The sequence below is a fragment of the Chitinophaga sp. SVR4-12A genome (assembly GCF_056754765.1).
Genome location: NZ_JBPGWP010000001.1, coordinates 3655542 through 3679520, shown reverse-complemented (window position 1 = coordinate 3679520; position 23979 = coordinate 3655542). Strand labels below are relative to the sequence as shown.

Genomic DNA, 23979 nt, shown 5'->3' with positions numbered 1-23979 from the left:
TCAGCGCTTACTTGGAACGCCATGCCCCTGATCCCCTCCCCATAAAACAGCAAAGGCTGACAGTCTCCTGCCAGCCTTATGCTCCTTCCAATTATCTTATTACTCCTTCACTTCTGTATACACCCCTCTGTCCAAAGTAATATTCAGCCTTTTCAACATCGCCGCTATATCAAACCCCTGTTTGGCGTACTCCGCCTGCACCGCCTCCCTGGCCTTATTAAACGCTTCCCGGCTCTCCCATTGCGCTACCGTCACAAATACCAGGTTACCCTGGTCGTCGGTATACTCATATGCCGCATCCTCAATAAATCCAGGCAGCTGTTTGATAAAGCTGCGGTTTATATGCACCCGTTCAAAAAACTCCTTCTTGGCAGCCGCCGGGACCAGGAATTTATCTATAAAGCTGATCTGTGCCTCTTTCTTAACTAACTGGCTAAGATCCACCGGCAACACACCCAGCTCCTGCAAAAATCCTACGCGGTCCGTTTGCACCTGCGCACTCACTACCTTACCATCCCTCAGCTCATAAATACCCATACCAGTACTGCTAACCTTTTTTCCTGTAGCCGCAATATACTGGAAAGCATAAGTATGCGTGCCCTGTATCTCCCATTTTATCATCACCTTATCACCCTCTGCGATCAGTTCCAGTACATGCCACTGTACATCCGGGAAAGCCTGTATCAGCTGTTTGATCGGCGGTTCAAATCCTGCAGCGCCCTTGATGCCCTGTACCCCGGTATACTCTTCGGAGATGATCGCTTTTAATAATCCCAGGTTCCTTTTGTTCAGCGATTCCTCATAGATCTTCCTGATTACTTCCTTGTTGCTTTGTGCGGTATTCATATCACCCTCCTTTTGTTTTACGTTTGTGTAATGTGCCTTTGATTGCGCTTTAGCCAGCCCCGGTATCAGCAGTATTGCCAACAATAGGTATTTGCTAAGCTGTAACGTTTTCATTTTGTTTAATTTTTAGCAAAAATAGACCTGCCTGCAGGCCCGGAATTGTAAAAAATCATTGATCTTGCAGGCTACAACCTGTAGCATGAAGCATCTGTTATTATCAACCGCCTGGCTTATCTGTATTGTTTTCAACACATTCAGCCAGCAAAGAGTGAACGACACCACCGTTCTTACATCCGACAGCGTACAGCTGTACCTGAAAGTTTCCGGTAACGGCGCTCCCTGCATATTTGTACACGGCGGCCCTGGCGCGTGGAGCCGCTCTTTCGAAGCAATGGGTGGCAACCGCCTGGAGGAAAAGCTGACCATGTATTATTTCGATCAGCGTGGCAGCGGACGCTCAAAAGCCGCCGCCAACAATAATTACAGCCTCGACAGGCTTGTAGAAGATATCGAGAACATCCGCTCCCTGACAGGAGCTGAGCAGGTATACCTGGTAGCACACTCTTTTGGCGGCATCCCTGCCTTTAAATATGCAGAGAAATATCCCGGTCATGTCAAAGGATTGATCCTGCTGAATGCTACCCTTTATATCTACAATTCCCTGATCTCCCAGGTGAATTTCATCAACAGCCTGTATGGCAGTCATATCTCCGTAGCCAACAAAGACTCCCTGATGCAGTCCTTCTTTGCGGCTAAGAAGATCATGCGCGAACACAAGGAAGACTATAAAATGTTATCCGATAATAAAGCCACCGTAGAAAAGCTGGATAGCATAGACAACGCGCCGCGCGACTGGACATTTGCCCAACGTGCATTCGGCATACCCGACTATCTGAAGGATTTCACAGCAGCAACTGCCAAGGTGAAGGTTCCCGTATTAGTGATCACGGGAACCGCCGATCATAACATCGGTCCCGATCATTACAAACTGTTCCGTTTTCCTGGTCAGCAGGTAAAGATCATCGAAGGAGGTCACGTGCTGTATTACGAAAAGAATAACGACTTCGCGAACGCAGTTTTCAGCTTTATACAATAAAGCTCCCTGAAGTGGCGGGATATTTGTTGTGCTCATTCATGAAATAGCTTTGATCATGTTCGACGCGTTTACCCATAAAAGCCTGGAGATCGATAAATGTACCATTGACGTACTGATGGCCGGTGGCGGGCCTCCTTTATTACTCCTGCATGGTTTCCCGGAAACCAAAGCGGCATGGCACAAAATAGCTCCTCAGCTGGCTACAGAATATACCGTGATACTGCCCGATCTTCCCGGCTATGGCGATTCAACCGGTTACGCGCCCGACGCTGATCGCGAATGCCACACCAAACGTGCATATGCAAATATCCTGGTACAGCTGATGTCCGAACTGGGCTTCGATACTTTCGCGGTGGCTGGTCACGATAGGGGAGGGAGAGTAGCCTACCGCATGGCGCTGGATCATCCCGAAAAGGTTTCCCGTTTAGCCGTGCTGAATATTATCCCCACACTGGAAGTTGTAGAACGCCTTACCTTCGAATCGGCCCTCAAGATGGGGAACTGGATCCTCCTCGGCCAGCCTGCTCCCTTGCCCGAAACACTCATCAGGGAAAACCCCGCATTCTATCTTGAATACATCCTCAGTAGCTGGGCAGAGCTGCCTGAACAGATCGCACCCGAAGCACGTGCAGAATACCTGCGTTGTTTTGAGAACGAAGCGGTTGTGGCGGCCATGTGCGCCGAGTATCGTACCAATCTCCTCGATGCTGATTATGATCGTGAAGACCGGGATAACAATCGCCGTATTCAATGTCCGGTGATGGCCTTATGGTCTGCGAATGATGACCCGGGCGGCGAAGAAGGCGCCTTGTCTATCTGGAAGCAATGGGCAGACAATGTATCCGGTGTAGCCCTGCCCGGTGGGCATTTCCTGATGGAAGAAGCGCCTGATGTCACCTGTCGGCAGCTGTTTACATTTTTCAACGACCGGGTGTAATACTTAGATAAAGCTCCCTTCTTTGTTGAAGGATTTTTAGTATATTTCGTGTATCTATGAAAGAAAAAGGTTCCCTGACCGTTATTATCCCGCATCCCTGTACGCAGTCCTGGAATGAGATGACCTCAGCAGACAATGGGCGCTTTTGCCTGCATTGCCAGAAAACAGTGATAGACTTTTCAAACATGACAGACCAGGAGGTCATCGCAGCGCTCAATACTGACAAGGAACATCGCTGCGGGCGTTTCCTCCCTGAACAGCTAAACAGGGATTTGCAAGTGCGTAGTCAATCCAGGTGGTCTTTTTTGCCGGCCGCCATGCTGAGCACCCTGATCGCTGCAATTACGCCTGACCGCAGTGATGCCCAGAATGTTCCAGATACCACTGTGCTGTCTGTAGCGCCTGAAACAGATTCAGTTATTAAAATGAACCCTCCCGGCCTTTTTACAGGCCAGATCATTGATGCCCAGACCAATGAACCAGTGCCCTATGTTAGTATGGCATTGAAGGATGAGGAGACCCGGTACCTGGGAACGATCACTGACGACCAGGGGCGATTCACTTTCCATGTACCGGACAGGTTGATAGAAGGGCCGCTCACCTTTAAGATCAGCTCTACGGGTTATAATACAAAAGAAGTTCGTTTTGATAAAGAGCAACTACCACTGCCTGCAAAGATCAGTTTGCAGCGGTCAAACGTCAGTCTTAGAGAGCTAACGATCACCGGATACGGAACGAGAAAAGTAGAAGTGATGATGGGGTCGATCGTAGAAGTCCGCCGTGCAAGCTGGTGGCAGAGAGTTAAGTATTTTTTCAGGCGGATCGTGCATCGCCATAAAAATTGCGCCCATCACAGTTAACGGAGCTATGACGGGCGCAGTGCTTATCACCATATATGGTAGCACTGGCAGCCTGCCCAAGCTACCATATCTGGTAAATCTCCCTTGACCCGGTAAGATACATATCATGATACCCCGCCATTTTCGTTTTCATCTTTTCCATCAGCGCAGTATCCTTTTGCATTTCCTCCCAGTTGCTCTCATACGCAGTTAAATTTTCAAACCTGGTCACTACTACTACTTTGTTGAACTGCCCGGTTACGTCTGTCATAACGTTAACAAACTCTTTGCTCTCACTCATCACTTCTTTGAACAGTTTCGCCAGTTTTGAACCGTTGCCGGGTTTTGCAATGAAGATGTCGTGAACGATGATCATGGTGGATTGTTTTATTGTGTTTACAAAGTTATTGCCGCGGTACGACTTTCAGGGGCGGTTATCTGGACTTCTTGAGGGGCTTATTACGCCAGCCATCAAGATAAAATCCTGCCAATGCTTGTTAAGATAAATGAAGCAGGGTCTGCACTATTGGCCTAGTTTCACCCCGGACAAATATTCAGAAAAACCCTATGTACGATAGAAGCCTTTACCCGAATTTCTGATATGCTGTCTCTCAAAAAGTATAGCCATTAGCCTATTATCTAACAATGAAAACCCATCTGTTATGAACGGATTAAGACCCTCACTTGTAACCTTATTCCTAACCATTTGCTGTACCTGGGCATTAGCACAAACTAACATCGCTCCGCAAGCCACAGCCACTACTTCCTATGTATCATCCTGGGAAACGATTGCCGCGCTGAACGACGGTTACACACCGGCTAATTCTAATGATAAATCCCATGGCGCATATGGAAACTGGAATAACCCGAACTCCACCCAATGGGTGCAGTACGACTGGTCACAGACCTATAAAGTAACATCTATCGAAGTATATTGGTTCGATGACGGCGGCGGTGTGCTCACACCTACCATCGCTTATGCTGATTACTGGAATGGTTCCGCCTGGGTACGTATCGGCAATATCCCTTTGCAGAAAAATGCCTTCAACGTACTGGCCGTATCCTCCATTGATATGAACAGGTTACGTGTGTCTATGCTCAACACTACACAGTCAACCGGCCTGCTGGAGTGGAGAGTGATCGGTACCAGCAACACGCCTCCTCCTGCAGGCGGAGATCCTTACACATGGCCGTCGTACTCGCCTACGATCCGGTATAATTTCAAGGATGAATTCCCCAGTCTGCCGGTGCCTACACAGATCCTGAACGACTGTCCGCAGGTAGTCGGTACCACCTCTTCGCAGTGGTGGGCTTTCCGCTGGGGACCTAATAAAAACTCACTGGTCACAGATAATGCGGTGAACCCGCTGCTGGCAAGAATGAATACCGACTTTGCCTATTTCCGTGACCAGATGGGATGGCCGCCAGACCTGCGCGCTAAAAAAGGATACCGCAGCTGTGTGTACCTCTACGGTTCAGGTCTTTGTACGGATAACGCCTCTAACACTGAATTAGGCGGCTGGCAAAGCGCCATCAACTACAATGGTACCAGCTGGCCTATGGTGCTGGCTTCTTATTACCCGATCTACAGCTATGATCCTGCCTGCCCGTATTCCGATCGCGAGTTCCAGAAAGGCGCCATGGTGCATGAAGGCATTCACTCATTACTGGCCGATCTGCCGGGCGTGAAGCAATCTGCCTGGTTCCATGAAGGCGGCAACGTATGGCTGCAGCAAACTGCAGACGCACGCCGCTCTAATAATTTCAGCTCTATGGGAGACCTGAACGGTACTGATTTCATCGCGCCCTTTATGCCGATAGAATGCTACTCCGGCTGGCTGCAGGACGATAGCTTTGGTGGGCCTTCTGCCGAAGGCGTGAACATGTTCAACGGCAACCAGCAGATCTGTACCTGGCGCACCTACCTCGGCGGTCATCAGTACAGCAGCTCTTTCCCCACTTTCCTGGGCAATACCCTGGGCGATGGCGCTGTACCCTGGATCTGGAGGAACGCCCCCAACCGTGTGCTGGAAGGCATCGCCTCGGGCATCGGCGCTGCACAGATGCGCAGGCTTATCACAGAGTACCGTGCCAAACAGGCGCTGGTAGATTTCGGTCCCTGGAAGAATGCGGTCCTCGCTCTGCTGAATGCCCACTTCGGACAATCTATCGGCGCAGAATGGCAGCCTTCCTGGCTGAACCCTCCTGCCTGGATCGCCACACCTTATGCCAAGACTACCAATAACAACGGTCTGCTCACACCCGAAGCACGTACACTGCCTGGATGGTCTGGCGCCAACCAGATCCCGCTGAAAGTAACAGGCAATATGGTAACCGTTAACTTCGAGCCCATCGGCGCTAACATGACCTGCCAGCTGGTATATCGTACCACCAGCGGTACGCCCGTGTACAGCCAGTTTGTTTCCAGCGGTGCCTGCAGCTTACGCTTAGATCAGGCTCCTGCAAATGGAATAGTGATCGCTGTTATCACTAACACTGATTACATCTACAATGGTGAGACCACCCGTAAAGCGCACTACGATTACCGTTTACGGCTGGTAACCGGCGTTACCGGTACTGCAGACGTTAACACCAAATGGTACAATTCAGCTACCCTGTCTACCGCCAGAACATCCGGCGCAGAAGCAGAGGCGGTACCTGGTATAGACTGGTCTAAATACTGTATCCACGCCTACCACAATACCAATGAAGTGGCCGAAGTAAAGAAGATCATCAGCCCTGCTGCGTTTTTAATGTATCCCAACCCTGTTATGACGAGCAATAGCCTGAAGCTGGAATTTACGAATGTGAAATCAGAGAAGACTTTTATCACGATCACAGATATGAAAGGGGAGCGGGTATTTGAAACCGTGACTAGCGGTAATAATTACATCTTCAATACCAAAGGCCTCACTGGCGGTATGTACGTTGTAAGAATTAAGAACACTAGTACAGATACTACTCAAAAATTAGTGGTACAGTAGTACTAGATTAGTTTATAGGGAAAGGCTTCTACAACGCGCAACCCAAGCCTCTAAGGTTCAAACCCTCCAAGGGTTCAAAACCCTTGGAGGGTTGGGTTACGCGCTTTATAAGCACCGCCTGGAAATCCCCTTTTGGCAGGATATAAAGTCGGACGATTTTCTCTTATTTTTATAAACGTTCACCTCTTTCACTCCCATACAAAAACATACAATTATGAAAACTAAGACCTCCAAAAAACTGATCCTTGATAAGATTAAAGTTGCAAAGCTGAGCGCTAATGTGCACGAAACAGCCAACGCACGCCCTACTACCGTTGCCATGAAATGCAGCGCAATGGGTTGTCCGAGCGTATTGGCATGCTAAGGAGATAACCTTTATACAACCCCTTCTTGACAGTGTCGAACATGAGGGGTTTCATTGCCGTCATTGCCTAACACCCGGCTCTCCCCTCCCGTCATTGCGAGACCCGCAGAGCCCTGCGCGGAGCCGGGCCGAAGCAATCTTTTAACAACCTCGTGTCCTTACAAGCAAGGGGCTTCATTCCCGTCATTGCCTAACACAAAGGTCTCCTTTCCCGTCATTGCGAGACCCGCAGAGCGCTGCGGGGAGCCGGGCCGAAGCAATCTTTTAACAACCTCGTGTCCTTACAAGCAAGGGGCTTCATTGCCGTCATTGCCTTCATTATCCTTCAACCTGAGAACTAACACAGGTATCTCACTTTTATTTAACCCCATTCGCCTGATCAAATCGTTCTGCTGTTCAAAGTATAAATGATTGAAAATAGTAAACACCTCACTACCATTAAAACAAGTCTTTTCCGCTTTATGATGCATTAAGAACCAACGCTCCGTCTGTTCCGCAACTTGATTAGCCGTCTTTATAAACTTTTCCATAGAGTTATTTCATCTTATTCGGCGACACCCCAAACTTCTTCTTAAACGCCATACTAAAATGCTGCAAAGAAGAATACCCCAAGCCAAAAGCAATCTCCGTCACCGTTTTCTTGTTCTCCAGCAGATCATTCTTGGCCGTCTCTAACCTCACATCAGAAAGGTATTCAAAAACTGTCTTATCAAACGTCTCCTTGAATGCCTTTTTCAATTTGTACTCATTCAGGCCCGCCTTCCTTGATAATTCCGTAAGCGTAGGAGGGGAGTCTATATTCTCCAGTAAATAATCTCTTACAAACAATATCCGTTCCCTGTCATAATCACTCTTTATATAATACGGTTTGTTACTGAAAGATCTGTCAAACGCTTCCGCCTGCAACACCAGCATCTCCATCGTCTTAGAAAAGAAGAACATCCGTTTCAGCGGATCCGCATACTGGCAATTCAATATCGCCTGCATACATTGCTGCAAACGCGCATCAATCTCGAGGTTCTTATCCGAGAACGCAGCAGCATTACTGGAAGCTACATTATCCGCAAAGCGTTTAATCGCATCATTCCCATCCCTGGCAATATTAAAGAACGATGCTCTTGAAAACTGGATCAGGAATGACCGCATACTCGTTCCCTCCAGCTTCATCTTTCCCTGCGCCTGTTTGCCATAGAACATATTATGCTGGTTATCTGCCAGCTCAAATGCCCGCGGCAGGTTATTATCAAACAAAGAGATCTTTCCCTGCAGGTTAAAATGCATCGTGACCAGCTCTGTGTCTCCTACCCAATCCAATTCTGCCGTTTGCGTCAGTTCAGATGCAGCATAGCTTATTTTGATACCATCAAAATACCAGGTACTGGCATTCATCACGCCATAAGGCGTGTTCACATTGAACGCCTCCGCCCTGAGCTCATTCGTATCAAAACGCTGCTCGTTAAAGTTTTGTTTAAAGACGCTGTCCCCGGCATCATTTTTTACTTCGAACCCCATACTCCCTTAAATATAAGTTTTGCTCCTTTTAATATAACATGGAAGGAGCGGCTTCCGGTAGTTTTGTAATACACCAACAAAATACAGAAAGTGATCAACACAACCACCAATTACATATTCAGCGCCGAAGCCTGGCTGATCCTCACCATACTGGCTTATTGCATGATGAATGGCGCCCAGCTGTTTGAAACATTCGTGATCATCCCTAAATGGACAGCAGCACCGCCGCAATCATTCCAGCTCTTCAAAGCACCCTACGGACTGGATATGAAAGCTTTCTGGATCATCGCCCATTCTATCCATGAAATTACCTTCATCATCGCCATTATAGGCTGCTGGAAATTAAGCTTGGTGAGGAATGGCTTGCTGATCTTATTCCTTCTCCACTTTGCTGTCAGAGCCTGGACCTTGTGCTACTTCGCCCCCAATATCATCGCCTTCCAGCAAATAGCCAACGGGATAAGCGAAGGGCAAGACCTGGTCGCTAAAGCTGCTTTCTGGAGAAAGATGAACTACCTGAGAGTAGCCTTATTCATCGTCATTTCCCTCGCCCAAATCATCTTGTGGTTGAAGCTTTTCCGCTTGAAATAGAAGAGATAGTATTTGCATTATAAAAGTACTTTCATAAATTTGTGGAAGTACTTTTATAATTTTATTCTGCAATGAGCGACGTATTAGTGCAACTAGGTCACCTGGCAAACGGCTCCAGGTTCAAAAGGATCACCGACAAACTTTACATAGATGCCGACAAAGTCTATAAAGACAATAACATCGGCTTCAAAGCCAGCTGGTTTTCCGTTTACTATGTATTGGCAAAAGCTGCCAGCCCTATGACCATCCTGGAAATAACCGACCAGATCTACTTCTCCCACATTACCGTAAAGAATATCCTGCGCGAACTGGAAGAAGAAGGGCTGGTAGTGATTAAGCCAAACCCTGACGACAAACGCTCTAAGCTCGCCTCGCTCTCCGAAAAAGGAAAGCGCCTGCGCCGTAAACTGGAGCCCGTATGGCTGTCTATCGCCGCGGCCCTCAAAGAGGTCTTCACATTAGGGCATCCCGATTTCTCCAATATCCTGAACCGTATAGACCGCGAAATATATCAAACGCCCATCTATGAAAGGGCCAAATCCCCGGACGACAGGGACCAGGTTACCGTGCTCGATTACCAGCCCGCCCTTAAAAAGCACTTTGCTCAGCTGGTCACCCCCTGGCTCTCAGAAGTGACCGGCGGCAAACTGGAAGAGGAAGACAAGTTTACCATCAATCATCCCGATAAAGCGTACCTCGCCAACGGCGGCTTCCTGTTCTTTGCCAGGTATAAAGGGGAGATTGCCGGCTGTGTAGCCTTAAAAAGATTGAACGATGACGAATTCGAATTCGCCAAACTTTACATCCGGAATGAATACCGCGGCCTGGGCATCGCCACGAAACTGATCGAAAGATGCATCAGCCGCTGCAAAGAGAACGAAGCCAACATGCTTTGGCTGCAAACCACCAACCGCATGCCGCAGGCGCATAAATTATACTACAAACTGGGATTTGCCGACAGTCCCGCACCCAGGAGCATGGACCTGCTCGCGCGGACAGAAAAGATCATGTTCCTCCAATTGTAATAAACCCACAGCATCATGGACACCATACCCGCCAGCATCGTCAACACCACCGAAGCCGATAAAACAGTCATTTACTGGCTATTCGATGAGGCCATCCGCTACCAGCAACAGCATGGCTTCCCCGCCTGGAAGGGCTACGACAAGGAAGCTTTACAGGCAGAGATCGTTAACGGTCTGCAGTACAAGATTGTACAGGGCCCCGATATCCTGGGCATCTTCAGCATCTCCTATAGTGACCCCGGCACCTGGGGCGAAAGAGATACCGGCAATGCCCTCTTCCTCCATAGAACCATCACCAATCCCAATTGTAAAGGTCGCCAGGTATTTGAAAAGATCCGGAACTGGGCCATACACTTCGCCCGGGAAAAACAGCTGGCCTTTATCAGGATGGATACCTGGACCGATAACCCGCAGCTCATCGCCTATTACCAGCGCTATGGCTTCCGGGTGGTAGCACAGCGAACCACTCCCAATACCCCCGAACTGCCCGAACAGAACCGGAATCTGAACGTAACCCTGCTGGAAATGGCCCTCTAAGCGGTGAGACTTAACCTTTTTTTCACAAATCCGCTGAGAGCAGCGCTTTTTTCCGTTTCAAACTTTTATTACTTTTGGTCCCCGAATGAGAGTATTTGTATTTTTAACATATCTGTACTTCCTGCTGTTAGCGGGCTACCACTATATCCATACGGGCGCCCATGACGACAGGAACAGCTACTCCTGCTCTCAATCCCAGCCCCGGAACTTCGAAAAAGACGATCATCGCATCAAATTTACAGATACCTCTCAGGGATATACATTAATTGAGGATGAGACCCCCGATGACGCAGAAGAAAGCCTTATCAGCGATAATGTAGAAGACGAGGATACCAACATAGCCGCCCGGAAATACAAATTGCTGATCCGGCGCTATTTAACCTACTCCGACACTATTACGTTGAACAATCATCGCAGGGGCTTCAGAGACCAGCCACCCCTTTTCAGTCATTTACCCAACAAATACATCACCCTCCGGGCCTTAAGGATCTGATCCTGAAGGGTCAGTCGTAAGTCGTTAGTCATTAGTCGTTAGTGTCCACGAGTATGTCACTCGTTTTAATTACTGACGACTAACGACTAACGACTAATGACTAACGACTTACGACTGTAAACAGCCAGCTACCAACCTATCTACCGTTCAATATTTATTAAATATCATGAAACCAGTCATGTTCACTGGCTTATTGGCCATTTTGTGCCAGGTAAGCTGTACATCTCACAAAGAAGAAAAAGAAGAAGCCAGCAAGTATACCGTTACCAGCCCCATGCGGGTGGATACTTCCTTTACCCGGGAATATGTTTCACAGATCAGGTCTGTCAGGAACATTGAGCTGCGGGCACAGGAAAAAGGATACCTGCAGGACATTTACGTGGATGAAGGCCAGTACGTTAAAGCTGGCCAGCTGCTGTTCAGGATCATGCCCAAAGTGTATGAAGCCGAACTGCAGGAAGCCCAGGCAGAAGCCGAAGCAACAGAGATCGAGCTCCAGAATACCAAAACTTTGGCCGATAAAAACGTAGTGTCCAAAAACGAGCTGGCCATGGCCACCGCCAAATTTAACCAGGCAAAAGCTGCCGTGTCACTCGCAAAGCTGCACCTGTCTTTCACAGAGATCAGGGCCCCCTTTAACGGCACCATCGACCGCATCCCCAAGAAGCTGGGAAGCCTCATAGATGAAGGTGAGCTGCTCACCAGCCTTTCAGACAACAGCCAGATGTTCGCCTATTTCAACGTATCCGAACCGGAATACCTGGACTATGCCACCAACAAAAAAGGCCGCGCAGATACCAAAGTAGGCCTGCTGCTGGCCAACAACGTTCCGCTGCAAGCCAAAGGACAGGTAGAGACCATCGAAAGTGAGTTCGACAACGAAACAGGAAATATTGCCTTCAGGGCAAGATTCCCCAACCCGGATGGGATCCTCAAACATGGCGAAACCGGTAAGGTGCTGATGACCATGCCAATGAAAAATGCGCTGATCATCCCGCAGAAAGCCACTTATGAGATCCAGGATAAATCCTATGTTTTTGTTGTAGACAAGAACAACGTGGTAAAATCCAGGAACATCACCATCGCTGGCAGAATGCCGGACCTCTACGTAGTGGAGAACGGCATTTCAGAAACTGATAAAATACTGCTGGAAGGCGTGCAGAAGGTAAAAGACGATGACAAGATCGAATTTGAATACCAGCAGCCTGCGGAAGTGATTTCTCACCTCCGCCTGAAAGCGGAATAGTTCAATCCAAAAGAGTACTGTAATGTTTAATAAATTTATACAGCGGCCTATCCTGTCGATAGTGATCTCGCTAATCATCGTTTTCCTGGGCGTACTGGCCGTAAGCCAGTTACCGGTAACGCAATTTCCTTCCATATCACCGCCTAAGGTGAACGTTGTTGCAGAATATCCCGGGGCAAACGGTGAGCTGATGATCAAATCAGTGGTCATCCCCCTTGAAAGAGCCATCAACGGCGTTCCGGGCATGAAATATATCGCCTCTGACGCCGGTAACGACGGCGAGGCCGAAATACAGGTAGTATTTAACCTGGGAACAGATCCTAACCAGGCCTCCCTGAACGTACAGAACCGCGTGGCTTCCGTAGTGAACAAGCTGCCCCCGCTGGTAGTGCGTGAAGGCGTGAAGATCTCCCGCCAGGAATCCAACATGCTCATGTACGTGAACCTGTACAGCACTGATCCCAACGCAGACCAGAAGTTCCTGTTCAACTTTGCAGACATCAACATCCTGTCAGAATTGAAAAGGGTAGATGGCGTGGGCTACGCCGATATCCTCGGTAACCGTGAATACGCCATGCGTATCTGGCTGAAGCCGGACCGTATGCTGGCCTATAAGATCTCTGCAGACGAAGTGATGGAGGCCCTGAGCAAACAGAGCCTGGAAGCTTCTCCGGGTAAGACAGGGGAAAGCTCCGGTAAAAGGTCGCAGTCCTTTGAGTATGTATTGAAGTATTCAGGACGCTACAATTCCAAAGAACAATACCAGAATGTGATCCTGCGCTCCAGCCCCGATGGGGAGATCCTGCGCCTGAAAGACGTGGCAGATATAGAGTTCGGCAGTTCCATGTACGATATCTACTCTAACCTGAATGGCAAACCTTCTGCAGCGATCGTACTGAAGCAGTCTTACGGCAGTAATGCCAACCAGGTAATTAAAGATGTAAAGGCCAAGCTCGCGGAGATCAAGGCCAGCACTTTCCCTAAAGGAATGGATTATGAGATCAGCTATGACGTTTCCAAGTTCCTGGAAGCCTCTATCGAAAAAGTGATCCATACCCTGGTGGAAGCCTTTATCCTGGTGGGTTTGGTGGTGTTCCTCTTCCTGGGCGACTGGCGTTCTACGCTGATCCCCGCCATGGCAGTACCGGTATCATTGATCGGTACATTTGTGTTCATGCAGTTCTTCGGCATTACGCTGAACCTGATCACGCTGTTTGCATTGGTGCTGGCGATAGGCGTGGTGGTGGATGATGCGATCGTGGTAATTGAGGCCGTGCACGCCAAGATGGAATCAGAACATCTTTCGCCCTTCCAGGCCACCAGGAAAGCGATGCATGAAATAGCCGGGGCCATCATTGCCATCACCTTCCTGATGGCGGCGGTGTTTATACCGGTGGCATTTATGTCTGGCCCGGTGGGCATCTTCTACCGCCAGTTCTCCATCACCATGGCCACGGCGATCATTCTTTCCGGTATTGTGGCCTTAACCCTTACACCGGCGCTTTGCGCCATGATGCTGAAGAATACACACGGCAAGCCGAAGAAGAAAACCATCATGGATAAATTCCTGGATGGCTTTAACCGCTCATTCGACCGGGCTTCAGGAAAGTATCAGCAATTGCTGGGCGCTATCATTAACAGGCGATCGCTTACCGTGATCGTGCTGCTGGCCTTCTGTGCGGGCATCTGGTACCTGAACGGTACGGTGCCCTCCGGCTTCATCCCGAATGAAGACCAGGGGATGTTTTACGCTATTATCCAGACGCCTCCGGGATCATCACTGGAAAGAACAAACGAAGTAGCAGAGCGGCTGCAGAAAATAGCAGAAGGGATCGAAGGGATCTCCTCCGTTTCCTCCCTGGCGGGTTACGAGGTGCTCACCGAAGGTACAGGCGCCAACTCAGGTACCTGCCTGGTGAACCTGAAAAGCTGGGAAGAACGGAAACACTCCGTACAGGAGATCATCCACGAGCTGGAAGAGAAATCCAAACACATTACCGGTGCCAACATAGAATTCTTCCAGCCGCCTGCCGTACCGGGTTACGGTGCTGCCGGTGGTTTTGAGCTCCGCTTGCTGGATAAGGCAGGATCGGGCGACTACAAGCGAATGGAAACCGTGAGCAACGATTTCGTGAAAGAGCTCACCAAACGCAAGGAGCTGTCCTCTGTATTCAGCTTTTACAGCGCCAGCTTCCCGCAATACATGCTGAGCGTTGACAATGACATTGCCCAGCAGAAAGGCGTGAGCATCGAAAACGCGATGAATACCTTGTCTACGCTGGTGGGTAGTAACTACGAGATCAGCTTCATTAAATTCGATCGCCAGTATAAAGTGATCGTACAGGCGTCCCCGCAATACAGGGCGCAGCCGGAAGACATCCTGAAGCTCTATGTGAAGAACGACCGCGAAGAGATGGTGCCCTTCTCTGCCTTCATGAAGATGGATAAGGTATATGGTCTCTCCGAGATCACGCGCCATAATATGTACCTGGCCTCTGAGATCAGTGGATCCGCTGCACCTGGTTACAGTAGTGGTGAAGCGATCAGGATCATCAACGAAGTAGCGCAGAAAACTTTACCAAGAGGCTACGGTATAGACTGGGCTGGTATCTCCAAAGATGAAGTGGCGCAGGGCAACCAGGCGGTGTACATCTTCCTGATCTGTCTGGGCTTCGTATACCTGATCCTGTCTGCACAATATGAAAGCTTCATCCTGCCGCTGGCGGTAGTGCTTTCATTGCCCGCAGGTATTTTTGGCGCCTTCCTGTTGCTGAAAGTAATGGGATTGGAGAATAACATCTATGCGCAGGTAGCCATGGTAATGTTGATTGGTCTCTTGGGTAAGAACGCCGTACTGATCGTGGAATTTGCCGTGCAGAAACATCGCTCTGGTGCACAGGTACTGGCCGCTGCCATGGAAGGCTCCAAGGTGAGGTTCCGCCCCATCCTGATGACCTCCTTCGCATTCATCGCAGGTTTGATCCCGCTGGTGTTTGCAAGTGGTCCGGGTAAGATCGGCAACAGGACCATTGGTACCGCTGCTGCAGGTGGTATGCTTTTCGGAACCATTTTCGGTGTGCTGGTCATACCTGGCCTGTATTACATCTTCGGCAAGATTGCTGAAAGACATGCGCTCGTTAGAGATGAAGAAGAAAATCCTTTGACCGAAGAAATTGATCACAATGTATAAATTCAGGATACATCAATGTTTGGGCGTGCTGGGCATCTGCCTGGCCGCCGCGGCGTGTAAGGTGCCAGCCATCGTACCGGCCAACGAGAACCGATCGGTGCCCGGCTCTTACGGCAATAACAACGCGGATACTACCAACACGGCCGCCATCCAGTGGCGGAGCTTCTTTACGGATAAAAACCTGGTGAACCTGATCGACACGGCCCTGAAGAACAACCAGGAGCTCATGATCACTTTCCAGGAAATAGAGATCGCACGGAATGACATCCGTCTGAGGCAGGCGCCGCTGCTGCCTACAGTGGGTGTAAGGGCAGGTGCAGGCCTGGAGAAAGTAGGCAGGTACACCAGCCAGGGCGCAGGCGATGCCACTACAGAGATCAAACCGGGTACGGAAATGCCGGATCCCCTGGCAGACTACACCGTGGCCATCTTTGCCAACTGGGAAGCAGACATCTGGAAGAAACTGCATAACGCCAAGAAGGCAGCAGTAGCCAGGTATCTCTCCACCGTAGAAGGCAGGAATTTCGTAGTGACCAACCTGGTAGCCGAAGTAGCCAACTCTTACTATGAGCTGCTGGCCCTCGATAACCAGCTGGCCATTGTAAGGCAGAATATAGAGCTGCAGAAGAACGCCCTGGAGATCGTAAAGATCCAGAAAGAGGCCGCCAGGGTAACAGAGCTGGCCGTGCAGAAATTTGAGGCAGAAGTGCTGGGCTCACAGAGCCTGGAGTTTGACATCCTGCAGAAGATCAAGGAAACAGAGAACAGGATCAATTTCCTCTTAGGCCGTTATCCGCAGGAGATACCCAGGGATAAAAGCAGTTTGCTGGGATTACTCCCGCAGGCAGTTTACACGGGCATTCCTTCCCAGCTGCTGGGCAATCGCCCGGATATTAAACAGGCGGAGCTGGAATTATCTGCAGCAAAGCTGGATGTAAAAGTGGCCAGGGCAGAGTTCTATCCTTCTTTTGGCATCTCCGCTGCAATAGGTTTCCAGGCCTTCAAGCCTTCGTACCTGTTTAAAACGCCGGAGTCCCTGCTCTATTCGCTGGCAGGCGATATCGTGGGGCCGCTCATCAACCGGAATGGAATCAGGGCAGAGTTCAACAGCGCGAATGCACGACAGCTGCAGGCGATGTACAATTACGAACGTACGATCTTAAATGCATACCTGGAAGTGGCTACGCAGCTATCCAATATCAGTAACCTGGAAAAGAGCTATGACCTGAAATCTAAGCAGGTAGATGCACTGGCCAGGTCTATTGATATTTCCAATGACCTGTTTAAATCAGCCAGGGCTGATTATTTAGAAGTGCTGATGACACAACGCGATGCGCTGGAATCCAGGTTGGAGTTAATAGCCACCAAAAAGGAACAGCTGATTGCTGTGATCAATATTTATAAGGAATTAGGCGGCGGCTGGAAATAGTGGAATGATGGTAAATAAAAAGCGCCCCGGTATACCTGCCGGGGCGCTTTTTATTTAAGGATCTTCTTTACCCATTGCTCCGTTTCATTAACCAGCAAAGACATCACATCTTTTTTACCTGCCTTGAAAGAATGATCTGCTCCTTCCAGTTTCACCAGCGTAGCTTTCTTCAAAGCGCCGCATACCGATTCGATGAGATCCCAGGTGGCCAGGGTATCTTTTGTACCCTGCAGGAACAGCATCGGTATTTTCAATGCCTTCAGATGCTCCGCCCGCTCAGTAGACGGCTTCCCTGAAGGATGCAGCGGGAAGCCATAGAAAACAATGCCCTTCACATCACGCTCCGCATTGGCCGCCAGGTATTGTGAGCTCATTCTTCCTCCGAAAGACTTGCCCGATGCAAACAGCGGTAGTTTCGGATTTATTTCACGCGCCTTTTTGATCGCCGCTGCAATGGTGGCATGCGCCACAGCGGGGGTATCCGGCCTGCCCTTTTTGCCTTCAGCAAAAGGGAAATTAAATCGCAGGGTGGCAATGCTCACATTTGCAAGCGCATCAGCCAGCGTTTCCATAAACGAATGATCCATACCCGCTCCTGCTCCATGTGCCAGCGTGAAGATACAGACAGGCTTTTCTGGAGCGGTATATTTCGCAGATACGCTGCCGATGGCAGGAGAGACAGCTATTTTGAAAGATTGCGTACTCATGATAGGCTCAAAAATACGGGATATTTAAGGAAGGCCGGAAGACCTTACGGGGATGGCATAAAAATTTCCATCCGCGCTGCCAATATAAATCACGCCATCATGTAATAAAGGAGTGGCAAGGAAGCTGCCTAATGACAGGATCTTTTGCTCAGCTCCGGTCATATCCTTTCCATATAGCTCAAAATCTTTCCGGAAATGATCGTCTTCACCATAAACGGCCGCATAATCCCGCTTGCTGGCATCCGTCTGGAAAGTCTGCCTGATAACGCCTTTTGCGGCATCTACGCCATATACTTTGCCGTTAAAGCAGCCAAAGTAAACGCAATTCCCATCAGCTACCGCTGATCCATATACCCGCATATTCAAGGGCAGCTTCCATCTGACCTTTCCATGGCTTGCCTCCATGCAATAGAAGGTATGGGAATCCGAAGTACCGAAATAAAGCAGGTTATTCACGGCCAGGGGAGTGGCAATGATCCAGCTGCCTTTTTCTTTCATGTTCCATTTTCCCCGGCCGGTGTTGGGGTCAATCGCATAGATATTGTAATCCCGGCTGCCTGCATAAAGGGTATGATCATGATATAAGATAGCTTTTTGCAGTTCCCCATTGGGAAAGTTAGCATCTCCTATCGTCTGAAATTTCCATAACAGTTGCCCGCTCTTAGCATGCAGGGCATAGAGCCCGCCATCAAAGCTGCCAATGAACAGGCTGTCCTGCCGTACTACCGGCGCGGCGTGCACCATACCACCGGTTTTGAACTTCCATTTAAGCCGGCCGCTATTAGCATCTATCGCATATACATAATGATCGCTGCTGCCAAAATAAACGATACCATCCTGTACCACCGGGTCACTTAAATAATAGTCCCACATATCCAGTTGTTGCTCCCCGCCAGTCCTGAATTTCCAGAGCAGGTTTCCATGTCGGGCATGGAGTGCATATAAGTAACCATCCATGCTAAGCACAAATAAGCGCTCATTATTTACAACAGGAGAGGCATAAACAGCGCCACCGGTGCTGAAAGCCCATTGCTGCTTACCGCTCTTGCTTTCCAGCGCATATACTTTTTTGTCTTCGCTTCCGAAATAAACAAGGCCGTTTTGATAACAAGCGGAGGAATAGATCTTACCGCCTGTAGCAAATGACCATTTCGCCGTCAGCGTTTCAACGGAGTCACTAAAGTGCCCAGGGACGCAGCTGCGGCCCTGAGCGTTAAGAAATATAAAAAGCAGGGGAAGGATCTGCAATATCTTGATACGGATCATCAGGGATAATGTTTTAACGGAATATAATTTACCTGCCAGCCTTGAACAATCCCGCTCCCATATTCGCCGCCTCAGGAATGAGTGGCAGCCCGGCCCTGTTGCCAGACTCTTCTGCCGGTGCAGCTTTTAACACCTTATCCTTTTTTGAACGTTGTACATGCTCAAAGACAAAACTGGCGTCGCTGGCTGGAATCACCCCATCTTTCCAATTACCGGCGTTGTGATTCACATTCAGGAATAGTGAGTTTTCAAAACGCGTCTTCGGACTGGCAGCCGGCGGAATGGTCCAGAAGAAGTCGCAATCTGCGACGATATTATTACGGAAGGTGAATTGCCCGTCCTGCAGCCATACCCACATGGCCGCTTCATATGATCCGTAAATAACCGTATTGGTAACCGAGAAGTTTTGTACGCCCTGGAAGAACAGTAATGCATTTTTGCAATTATAAAAGAGGCAATGATCGATGGATGAGTTCGGGCCATGTGCCCATACCGCCGCCTGGATAGGAGCCGAATACCGGTCTCCGGCAAAATAACATTGGGATACCTCCATTCCTCTCAGCAGCGAGTCTTCTTTTTTGATCGGGTAATAATATTTCACCTCCGGATTGGCATTACCTGTGAGCTTAAGCCCGCGGAATTTCACATTATTCGCAGCTACCAGTAGCCCTACGGAATGCTTAAACTGTCCACCCGAGTTATTCCCGGAAACAGATTGTATGACGGGCATTTTTGTGGGTAGCCAGCCCGTATCATCCGGAAGGGTCACCGCCTCAATGCTGGCCGGCGACTGGATAACCAGCTTTTCCCACAGGGTGTATAGCCCCGGGTAAAGTTTAATCGTAACCGGTTCTTTCCCGGTGAAGGTCGCCGCCATCGCTACTGCCTTATCCAGTGTTGCCAAGGGAGCCATCTCGGTTCCTGCCTGGGTATTCTTTCCTTTAAGCGGATCAACAAAAATGGTTTGAGCGCTTAGTTGCCAACCGGTGGCCAATAATAACATCGTGGTCTGAAAAATTGATTTGCGCATATGCAGGTGCTTTAATTCGGCCGTGAATGTATGGCGAACGGGGTGCTAAGCCTGTTCAAAGGGTTTTCAAGTTTGTTCAAGTTGCATCAAACTTATAAATAGATGATTATCACCACAGAACCATTTTGAGCGAATCGTGTTATATTCTAGGAGTAAACCCCAGGGGAATGGCAAATCATGTGCAATCGGAGAGCATTGACTACTCGCTGGTGATCTGTGCATACAACCCGGATGATGGGATATTTAAGCGTTGCCTGAACGCGGTGGCCTTGCTAGACAGAACAGGCATTACAACAGAGACGATCATAGTAGATAACAACAGCAGCCCTCCGCTGGACGCGCCGGCGATCATGGCGGAATACGGCAGTGCTGTTCCCGGTCTTAAGATCATTACAGAACAACAGCAGGGCGTGCAGTATGCACGCATCGCCGCCATTAAAGCTGCACGCGGCTGGCGCGTTGTTTATTTTGATTATGATAATGAGCCGGATCCCGCCTATTTGCAGGAACTGAAAAAGCTCAATGAGCAATACCCGGAAATAGGGGCCTGGGGCCCGGGTGACGTTACCGTGGAATTTACCGGCGAAGTGGATCCCATGCTGAGAGAATATGCCAAAAACGCTTTCCAGGAACGCCATGAACAGCGCCTGCAATCTGCGGCAGAAAAAGAATGGCAGCCTTGCTACCCCTTTGGCACCGGCTTATGCTCTTACCGCTCGGTGTTGGAAAAATATGTACGCCTGGCAGCATCCGGCGCCCTGACTTTAGAAGGGCGGCAGGGCAAACGCCTGAGCAGCGGAGAGGACACACAAATGGTATTGCTGGCCATCAGGTCGGGTTACGCGGCGGGAGTAGCCCCGCAGCTCAGGCTCAGGCACCTGGTGCCGGCTGCCAGGGCCAATGTGCCTTATTTAAAACGTTTGGCCTACGGCACCAGTGTTTGCTATGCTACCTGCCTGCTGCAGGTATTTCCGGACCGGAAACCACTGCTGCAAAGCAGGTTCATAACACCCGGGCGCTTTGTAAGAAGGTCCCTGAAGAAATGGATAGCAGCAGCATGGGGCAGGTCTGTCTTCAAAACATTTGAGCTGGCTTATTATATAGGATCAAATGAAGGGGTCTACAGGGCCCTTGGGATAAGGACTCCGCGACCGGTTAAATGGCTGAGCAATTACATGAAACTGGAATGAGCGCACAGTACACAGCTACACAAAATTTATTGGCCACCCCATATCTCCCCGAACGGGAACGCGGGCTGACGGTAGTGATCTGCTGCCACAACGGCGCAGACAGGATCGCGGCTACATTAAAACACCTGGCTGCCCAGCAGCATCCGGCAGAATTTGCGTATGAAGTACTGCTGGTTGATAACGCATCTACAGATAACACCGCCGCCCTGGCCCTGAAGATCTGGGAGCTGTGCGCCGCTCCCGGCGGCCGTCTCAAAATAGTGACCGAGCCTAAACCAGGGCAATACTATGCACGGGAAAAAGGTGTACACGAAGCAGCCTATGAGTACCTGGTATTTTGCGATGACGATAACTGGTTGCAACCGGGTTATGTATTTGCAGCCTGGCAAGCCCTGCGAAACGATGATCGCATTGGGGCAGTAGGAGGGGACAACCTGCCGGTCACCGATGCGGGCGCCTATCCCGAGTGGTTCGCGGAATATGCAGACAAGTATGCCTTAGGTATCCCTGCCAGCGCATCCTGTTATATTACCGGGCGTGGCTTTGTGCTGGGCGCGGGGATGGCCACCCGGAGGTCTTTATTTCTTGCCATGTACGCACCGGGTTTTCCTTCCCTGCTGGCAGGAAGGAACGGCAGCAGCCTCAGTACCGGGGATGATTTTGAATATTGTAAGCGCCTGCTGCTGGCAGGCTTTAAGCTGTATTATGAACAGCGTATGCAGCTGCATCACTTCATTCCCCATCAAAGGCTCACCCTTGCTTACCGGGAAAGGCTGATGGCCGGCATCCTCGAAGCAGGGAAAGTGATCTCGGAATACGATCTGGCCATCCGGGTACATCACCGCAACCGGACCAAGAACCGCTGGCGCCTGTTATTCTTAACACCCTTCCGCATTCAGCTCATCAAATTGAAATTATCCAACCGGCTGCTCATTGACGAGCAGCTCACCCTGTTCTATTTATCTCCCTTTGACAGTAAGGATCATCCTACCAGGATATTCATCAAGCGCTTTATGCACTATTTAAAAACACTGCCAAAGCATTAGTCATGATATTGAACCGGCGAAAAAAACAGGACCCCATTTTCAAAATCTTCTCATTTTACAACAGTAAGATCAATAAGAAGGTGCCGCGCTACCAGCGTAAGGTGTTCCGGAAGTTCGGCTTTCGTGTTTACCAGGTGAAGGATGAAAATTTCAGTCATGGCGATTTTCTCAACCACGTATGCCGTAACGTAAAAGATACCCGCTACCTCATCTTCTTCGACATTGATTGCATACCGCTCAGTAAGCAATGGTTCAATTCCCTGATGGAAAGCCTGCAGCAACCCAATACAATTGTAGGCGCAGCACAAACCGCCAGTCACCTGCGCGACGGTAAGAACCTTTACATCGGCCCTTGCTTCCTGGCTATCTCTACCGAATACCTGGCCCGGCTCAATTACCCCGACATGAACATGACCGAAGATATGGACGCTGCACAGAACCTCACAGAAACCATCCGCCGCGATGGAGGGAATATCTGCTACTGGTGGCCCTCGCATGTGGAAGAAGAGCTTTGGGACCTCTACTATCCTCCCGAGCACAGGAGATTCGGCTTAGGCACTACGTACAACGGCCTGGTATATCACGCTTTTCTATCCCGTTTCGACATGGCAGACAGGTTCCTGATCAAGTGCCGCTCGCTGATGAACTACCGCTACTTTTTGGGTATTCGTTTTTCATGGCCATTTGACAAAGAAGCATGAACACATATTTCACCATCTGCTCCAATAACTATCTTGGCTATGCCAAAGTGCTGGCCCGCTCTATAAAAGCGGTAGAGCCAGGATCTGTCTTTTTGCTGATCTTATGTGATGAACAGCGATCCGGGATAGACTATTCCTGCACAGGGGATGAGATCATTACGGCCGCTTCCATCGAGTCCGACTGGCATTCACTGACACTTAAATACAACATTGTTGAGCTGAACACCAGCATAAAGCCGCGTGTCTTTGAATACCTGTTCCGGGAGCGTGGCCTGTCTCATGCCATCTACCTCGATCCTGATATCCGGGTATATCAGTCCATGGAGTTCCTCGAACAAGCGCTGCAGCAGCACGCGATCTTACTGACCCCGCATATCTGCAGTCCTATTGACCACGACGAGCGGAACCCATCAGAGAACACCTTTCTCAATTTCGGCATTTACAACCTCGGCTTCATTGCAGTGGCTAACAACAAGGAAGCCGATAGATTCCTGTCCTGGTGGAAAGGGCACACCTATCGCCAGTGTTACATTGATGTGTACAAAGGCATCTTTACAGACCAGCTGCCTATCAACCTGGCGCCTATCTTCTTCAGCGGCGTGGAAGTATTATTGGATAAGGGCCTTAACATGGCTCCCTGGAACCTGCATGAGCGCCAGCTGAGCTATAGCGCGGGCCACTATCGGGTGAATGAGGAAACACTGCTGTTGTTCTATCATTTCAGTTGCTTCAAGGCCGGTCATCCGGAACTGCCTTATCATATTTACGACCGCTACCGGCTATCAGACAGGCCAGACCTTGCTTCCCTGTACCAGGAGTACAATACCGCTTTGCTGGAAGCAGGCCAGCAGCAATACGCCTTGCTGCCCTATGCATATGAAGCAGCAAGGAAGCGGTATCTGCGCGACAGGAAAAGAGCAAAGTGGAGAAAAAAGCTGGGCCTCTGAAAA

General features: G+C 49.6%; 23 protein-coding genes. 16 read left to right on the top strand and 7 right to left on the bottom strand.

The genetic code is table 11. The annotated features are described in order from the left end of the window. Positions 1-99: 99 nt before the first annotated feature. Positions 100-960 (bottom strand): ester cyclase, encoded by an 861-nt coding sequence (locus ACR9Y8_RS15035; RefSeq protein ID WP_481214062.1) that lies wholly within the window; start codon positions 958-960, stop codon positions 100-102. An 85-nt stretch (positions 961-1045) separates the two neighbouring features. Here ACR9Y8_RS15035 and ACR9Y8_RS15030 point away from each other — a divergent pair, with 85 nt between their 5' ends. From ACR9Y8_RS15030 to ACR9Y8_RS15020, 3 genes are read left to right on the top strand one after another with little or no spacing between them, the layout of a single operon-like run. Continuing rightward, entirely contained in the window at positions 1046-1942 is an 897-nt protein-coding gene (locus ACR9Y8_RS15030) for an alpha/beta fold hydrolase (protein WP_481214061.1), read from the top strand. Positions 1943-1997: 55 nt separating this feature from the next. Then, entirely contained in the window at positions 1998-2879 is an 882-nt protein-coding gene (locus tag ACR9Y8_RS15025; protein ID WP_481214060.1) for an alpha/beta fold hydrolase, read from the top strand. 56 nt (positions 2880-2935) lie between these two features. Next, a complete protein-coding gene (locus ACR9Y8_RS15020; protein WP_481214059.1) occupies positions 2936-3739 on the top strand; it encodes a carboxypeptidase-like regulatory domain-containing protein in 804 nt (267 codons plus the stop codon). 61 nt (positions 3740-3800) lie between these two features. On the opposite strand, the gene ACR9Y8_RS15015 is transcribed toward ACR9Y8_RS15020, so the two are convergent. After that, on the bottom strand, positions 3801-4094 hold the full coding sequence (locus ACR9Y8_RS15015) for a hypothetical protein (protein WP_481214058.1): 294 nt from the start codon (positions 4092-4094) through the stop codon (positions 3801-3803). 286 nt (positions 4095-4380) lie between these two features. Between ACR9Y8_RS15015 and ACR9Y8_RS15010 the strand changes: the two genes are divergently transcribed. Further along, on the top strand, positions 4381-6702 hold the full coding sequence (locus ACR9Y8_RS15010; RefSeq protein WP_481214057.1) for a T9SS type A sorting domain-containing protein: 2322 nt from the start codon (positions 4381-4383) through the stop codon (positions 6700-6702). Between the two features lie 214 nt (positions 6703-6916). Then, positions 6917-7066 (top strand): hypothetical protein, encoded by a 150-nt coding sequence (locus ACR9Y8_RS15005; protein WP_481214056.1) that lies wholly within the window; start codon positions 6917-6919, stop codon positions 7064-7066. Between the two features lie 281 nt (positions 7067-7347). Here the strand turns inward: ACR9Y8_RS15005 and ACR9Y8_RS15000 are convergent, their stop codons facing one another. Together ACR9Y8_RS15000 and ACR9Y8_RS14995 are read right to left on the bottom strand one after the other, a co-directional pair. Beyond that, entirely contained in the window at positions 7348-7596 is a 249-nt protein-coding gene (locus ACR9Y8_RS15000) for a hypothetical protein (protein WP_481214055.1), read from the bottom strand. A gap of 4 nt (positions 7597-7600) precedes the next feature. Then, positions 7601-8578 (bottom strand): helix-turn-helix transcriptional regulator, encoded by a 978-nt coding sequence (locus tag ACR9Y8_RS14995; protein WP_481214054.1) that lies wholly within the window; start codon positions 8576-8578, stop codon positions 7601-7603. Positions 8579-8668: 90 nt separating this feature from the next. Here ACR9Y8_RS14995 and ACR9Y8_RS14990 point away from each other — a divergent pair, with 90 nt between their 5' ends. The 7 genes from ACR9Y8_RS14990 (at position 8669) to ACR9Y8_RS14960 (ending at position 17089) form a co-directional block, all read left to right on the top strand. After that, positions 8669-9169, top strand: coding sequence for a transposase (locus ACR9Y8_RS14990; protein ID WP_481214053.1), 501 nt, complete (start codon positions 8669-8671; stop codon positions 9167-9169). Positions 9170-9240: 71 nt separating this feature from the next. Next, positions 9241-10194 (top strand): bifunctional helix-turn-helix transcriptional regulator/GNAT family N-acetyltransferase, encoded by a 954-nt coding sequence (locus tag ACR9Y8_RS14985; protein WP_481214052.1) that lies wholly within the window; start codon positions 9241-9243, stop codon positions 10192-10194. Positions 10195-10209: 15 nt separating this feature from the next. After that, positions 10210-10731, top strand: a complete 522-nt coding sequence (locus tag ACR9Y8_RS14980) for a GNAT family N-acetyltransferase (protein ID WP_481214051.1) — start codon at positions 10210-10212, stop codon at positions 10729-10731. Between the two features lie 85 nt (positions 10732-10816). After that, positions 10817-11224 (top strand): hypothetical protein, encoded by a 408-nt coding sequence (locus ACR9Y8_RS14975; RefSeq protein WP_481214050.1) that lies wholly within the window; start codon positions 10817-10819, stop codon positions 11222-11224. A gap of 166 nt (positions 11225-11390) precedes the next feature. Then, entirely contained in the window at positions 11391-12470 is a 1080-nt protein-coding gene (locus ACR9Y8_RS14970) for an efflux RND transporter periplasmic adaptor subunit (protein WP_481214049.1), read from the top strand. Between the two features lie 22 nt (positions 12471-12492). Next, positions 12493-15660 carry an efflux RND transporter permease subunit gene (locus ACR9Y8_RS14965; protein ID WP_481214048.1) on the top strand — a complete coding sequence of 1056 codons (3168 nt, stop codon included), beginning with the start codon at positions 12493-12495 and terminating at the stop codon, positions 15658-15660. After that, on the top strand, positions 15653-17089 hold the full coding sequence (locus ACR9Y8_RS14960; RefSeq protein WP_481214047.1) for a TolC family protein: 1437 nt from the start codon (positions 15653-15655) through the stop codon (positions 17087-17089). Before ACR9Y8_RS14965 ends, ACR9Y8_RS14960 begins: the two co-directional genes overlap by 8 nt. Positions 17090-17139: 50 nt before the next feature. On the opposite strand, the gene ACR9Y8_RS14955 is transcribed toward ACR9Y8_RS14960, so the two are convergent. The 3 genes from ACR9Y8_RS14955 to ACR9Y8_RS14945 are packed head-to-tail and all read right to left on the bottom strand — an operon-like array spanning position 17140 to position 20092. Continuing rightward, entirely contained in the window at positions 17140-17796 is a 657-nt protein-coding gene (locus ACR9Y8_RS14955; RefSeq protein ID WP_481214046.1) for an alpha/beta hydrolase family protein, read from the bottom strand. 24 nt (positions 17797-17820) lie between these two features. Then, on the bottom strand, positions 17821-19062 hold the full coding sequence (locus ACR9Y8_RS14950; RefSeq protein ID WP_481214045.1) for an outer membrane protein assembly factor BamB family protein: 1242 nt from the start codon (positions 19060-19062) through the stop codon (positions 17821-17823). A gap of 28 nt (positions 19063-19090) precedes the next feature. Then, positions 19091-20092 carry a right-handed parallel beta-helix repeat-containing protein gene (locus ACR9Y8_RS14945; protein ID WP_481214044.1) on the bottom strand — a complete coding sequence of 334 codons (1002 nt, stop codon included), beginning with the start codon at positions 20090-20092 and terminating at the stop codon, positions 19091-19093. Positions 20093-20259: 167 nt separating this feature from the next. Here ACR9Y8_RS14945 and ACR9Y8_RS14940 point away from each other — a divergent pair, with 167 nt between their 5' ends. Genes ACR9Y8_RS14940 through ACR9Y8_RS14925 form a run of 4 tightly spaced genes read left to right on the top strand, consistent with a single transcriptional unit; the run spans position 20260 to position 23976 of the window. Next, entirely contained in the window at positions 20260-21282 is a 1023-nt protein-coding gene (locus tag ACR9Y8_RS14940) for a glycosyltransferase (RefSeq protein WP_481214043.1), read from the top strand. After that, a complete protein-coding gene (locus ACR9Y8_RS14935; protein WP_481214042.1) occupies positions 21279-22328 on the top strand; it encodes a glycosyltransferase in 1050 nt (349 codons plus the stop codon). The genes ACR9Y8_RS14940 and ACR9Y8_RS14935 overlap by 4 nt, the downstream gene beginning before the upstream one ends. A 2-nt stretch (positions 22329-22330) precedes the next feature. Next, positions 22331-23029: a hypothetical protein gene (locus tag ACR9Y8_RS14930; RefSeq protein WP_481214041.1), complete on the top strand. Its 699-nt coding sequence runs from the start codon at positions 22331-22333 to the stop codon at positions 23027-23029. Then, a complete protein-coding gene (locus ACR9Y8_RS14925; RefSeq protein ID WP_481214040.1) occupies positions 23026-23976 on the top strand; it encodes a hypothetical protein in 951 nt (316 codons plus the stop codon). The genes ACR9Y8_RS14930 and ACR9Y8_RS14925 overlap by 4 nt, the downstream gene beginning before the upstream one ends. Positions 23977-23979 lie beyond the last annotated feature (3 nt).

What these genes read in the sequence shown, in the direction of transcription:
- ACR9Y8_RS15035 (WP_481214062.1), bottom strand. Translation starts at nt 960, where the DNA reads ATGAAAACGTTACAGCTTAGCAAATACCTATTGTTGGCAATACTGCTG.
- ACR9Y8_RS15030 (WP_481214061.1), top strand. Translation starts at nt 1,046, where the DNA reads ATGAAGCATCTGTTATTATCAACCGCCTGGCTTATCTGTATTGTTTTC.
- ACR9Y8_RS15025 (WP_481214060.1), top strand. Translation starts at nt 1,998, where the DNA reads ATGTTCGACGCGTTTACCCATAAAAGCCTGGAGATCGATAAATGTACC.
- ACR9Y8_RS15020 (WP_481214059.1), top strand. Translation starts at nt 2,936, where the DNA reads ATGAAAGAAAAAGGTTCCCTGACCGTTATTATCCCGCATCCCTGTACG.
- ACR9Y8_RS15015 (WP_481214058.1), bottom strand. Translation starts at nt 4,094, where the DNA reads ATGATCATCGTTCACGACATCTTCATTGCAAAACCCGGCAACGGTTCA.
- ACR9Y8_RS15010 (WP_481214057.1), top strand. Translation starts at nt 4,381, where the DNA reads ATGAACGGATTAAGACCCTCACTTGTAACCTTATTCCTAACCATTTGC.
- ACR9Y8_RS15005 (WP_481214056.1), top strand. Translation starts at nt 6,917, where the DNA reads ATGAAAACTAAGACCTCCAAAAAACTGATCCTTGATAAGATTAAAGTT.
- ACR9Y8_RS15000 (WP_481214055.1), bottom strand. Translation starts at nt 7,596, where the DNA reads ATGGAAAAGTTTATAAAGACGGCTAATCAAGTTGCGGAACAGACGGAG.
- ACR9Y8_RS14995 (WP_481214054.1), bottom strand. Translation starts at nt 8,578, where the DNA reads ATGGGGTTCGAAGTAAAAAATGATGCCGGGGACAGCGTCTTTAAACAA.
- ACR9Y8_RS14985 (WP_481214052.1), top strand. Translation starts at nt 9,241, where the DNA reads ATGAGCGACGTATTAGTGCAACTAGGTCACCTGGCAAACGGCTCCAGG.
- ACR9Y8_RS14980 (WP_481214051.1), top strand. Translation starts at nt 10,210, where the DNA reads ATGGACACCATACCCGCCAGCATCGTCAACACCACCGAAGCCGATAAA.
- ACR9Y8_RS14975 (WP_481214050.1), top strand. Translation starts at nt 10,817, where the DNA reads ATGAGAGTATTTGTATTTTTAACATATCTGTACTTCCTGCTGTTAGCG.
- ACR9Y8_RS14970 (WP_481214049.1), top strand. Translation starts at nt 11,391, where the DNA reads ATGAAACCAGTCATGTTCACTGGCTTATTGGCCATTTTGTGCCAGGTA.
- ACR9Y8_RS14965 (WP_481214048.1), top strand. Translation starts at nt 12,493, where the DNA reads ATGTTTAATAAATTTATACAGCGGCCTATCCTGTCGATAGTGATCTCG.
- ACR9Y8_RS14960 (WP_481214047.1), top strand. Translation starts at nt 15,653, where the DNA reads ATGTATAAATTCAGGATACATCAATGTTTGGGCGTGCTGGGCATCTGC.
- ACR9Y8_RS14955 (WP_481214046.1), bottom strand. Translation starts at nt 17,796, where the DNA reads ATGAGTACGCAATCTTTCAAAATAGCTGTCTCTCCTGCCATCGGCAGC.
- ACR9Y8_RS14950 (WP_481214045.1), bottom strand. Translation starts at nt 19,062, where the DNA reads ATGATCCGTATCAAGATATTGCAGATCCTTCCCCTGCTTTTTATATTT.
- ACR9Y8_RS14945 (WP_481214044.1), bottom strand. Translation starts at nt 20,092, where the DNA reads ATGCGCAAATCAATTTTTCAGACCACGATGTTATTATTGGCCACCGGT.
- ACR9Y8_RS14940 (WP_481214043.1), top strand. Translation starts at nt 20,260, where the DNA reads ATGGCAAATCATGTGCAATCGGAGAGCATTGACTACTCGCTGGTGATC.
- ACR9Y8_RS14935 (WP_481214042.1), top strand. Translation starts at nt 21,279, where the DNA reads ATGAGCGCACAGTACACAGCTACACAAAATTTATTGGCCACCCCATAT.
- ACR9Y8_RS14930 (WP_481214041.1), top strand. Translation starts at nt 22,331, where the DNA reads ATGATATTGAACCGGCGAAAAAAACAGGACCCCATTTTCAAAATCTTC.
- ACR9Y8_RS14925 (WP_481214040.1), top strand. Translation starts at nt 23,026, where the DNA reads ATGAACACATATTTCACCATCTGCTCCAATAACTATCTTGGCTATGCC.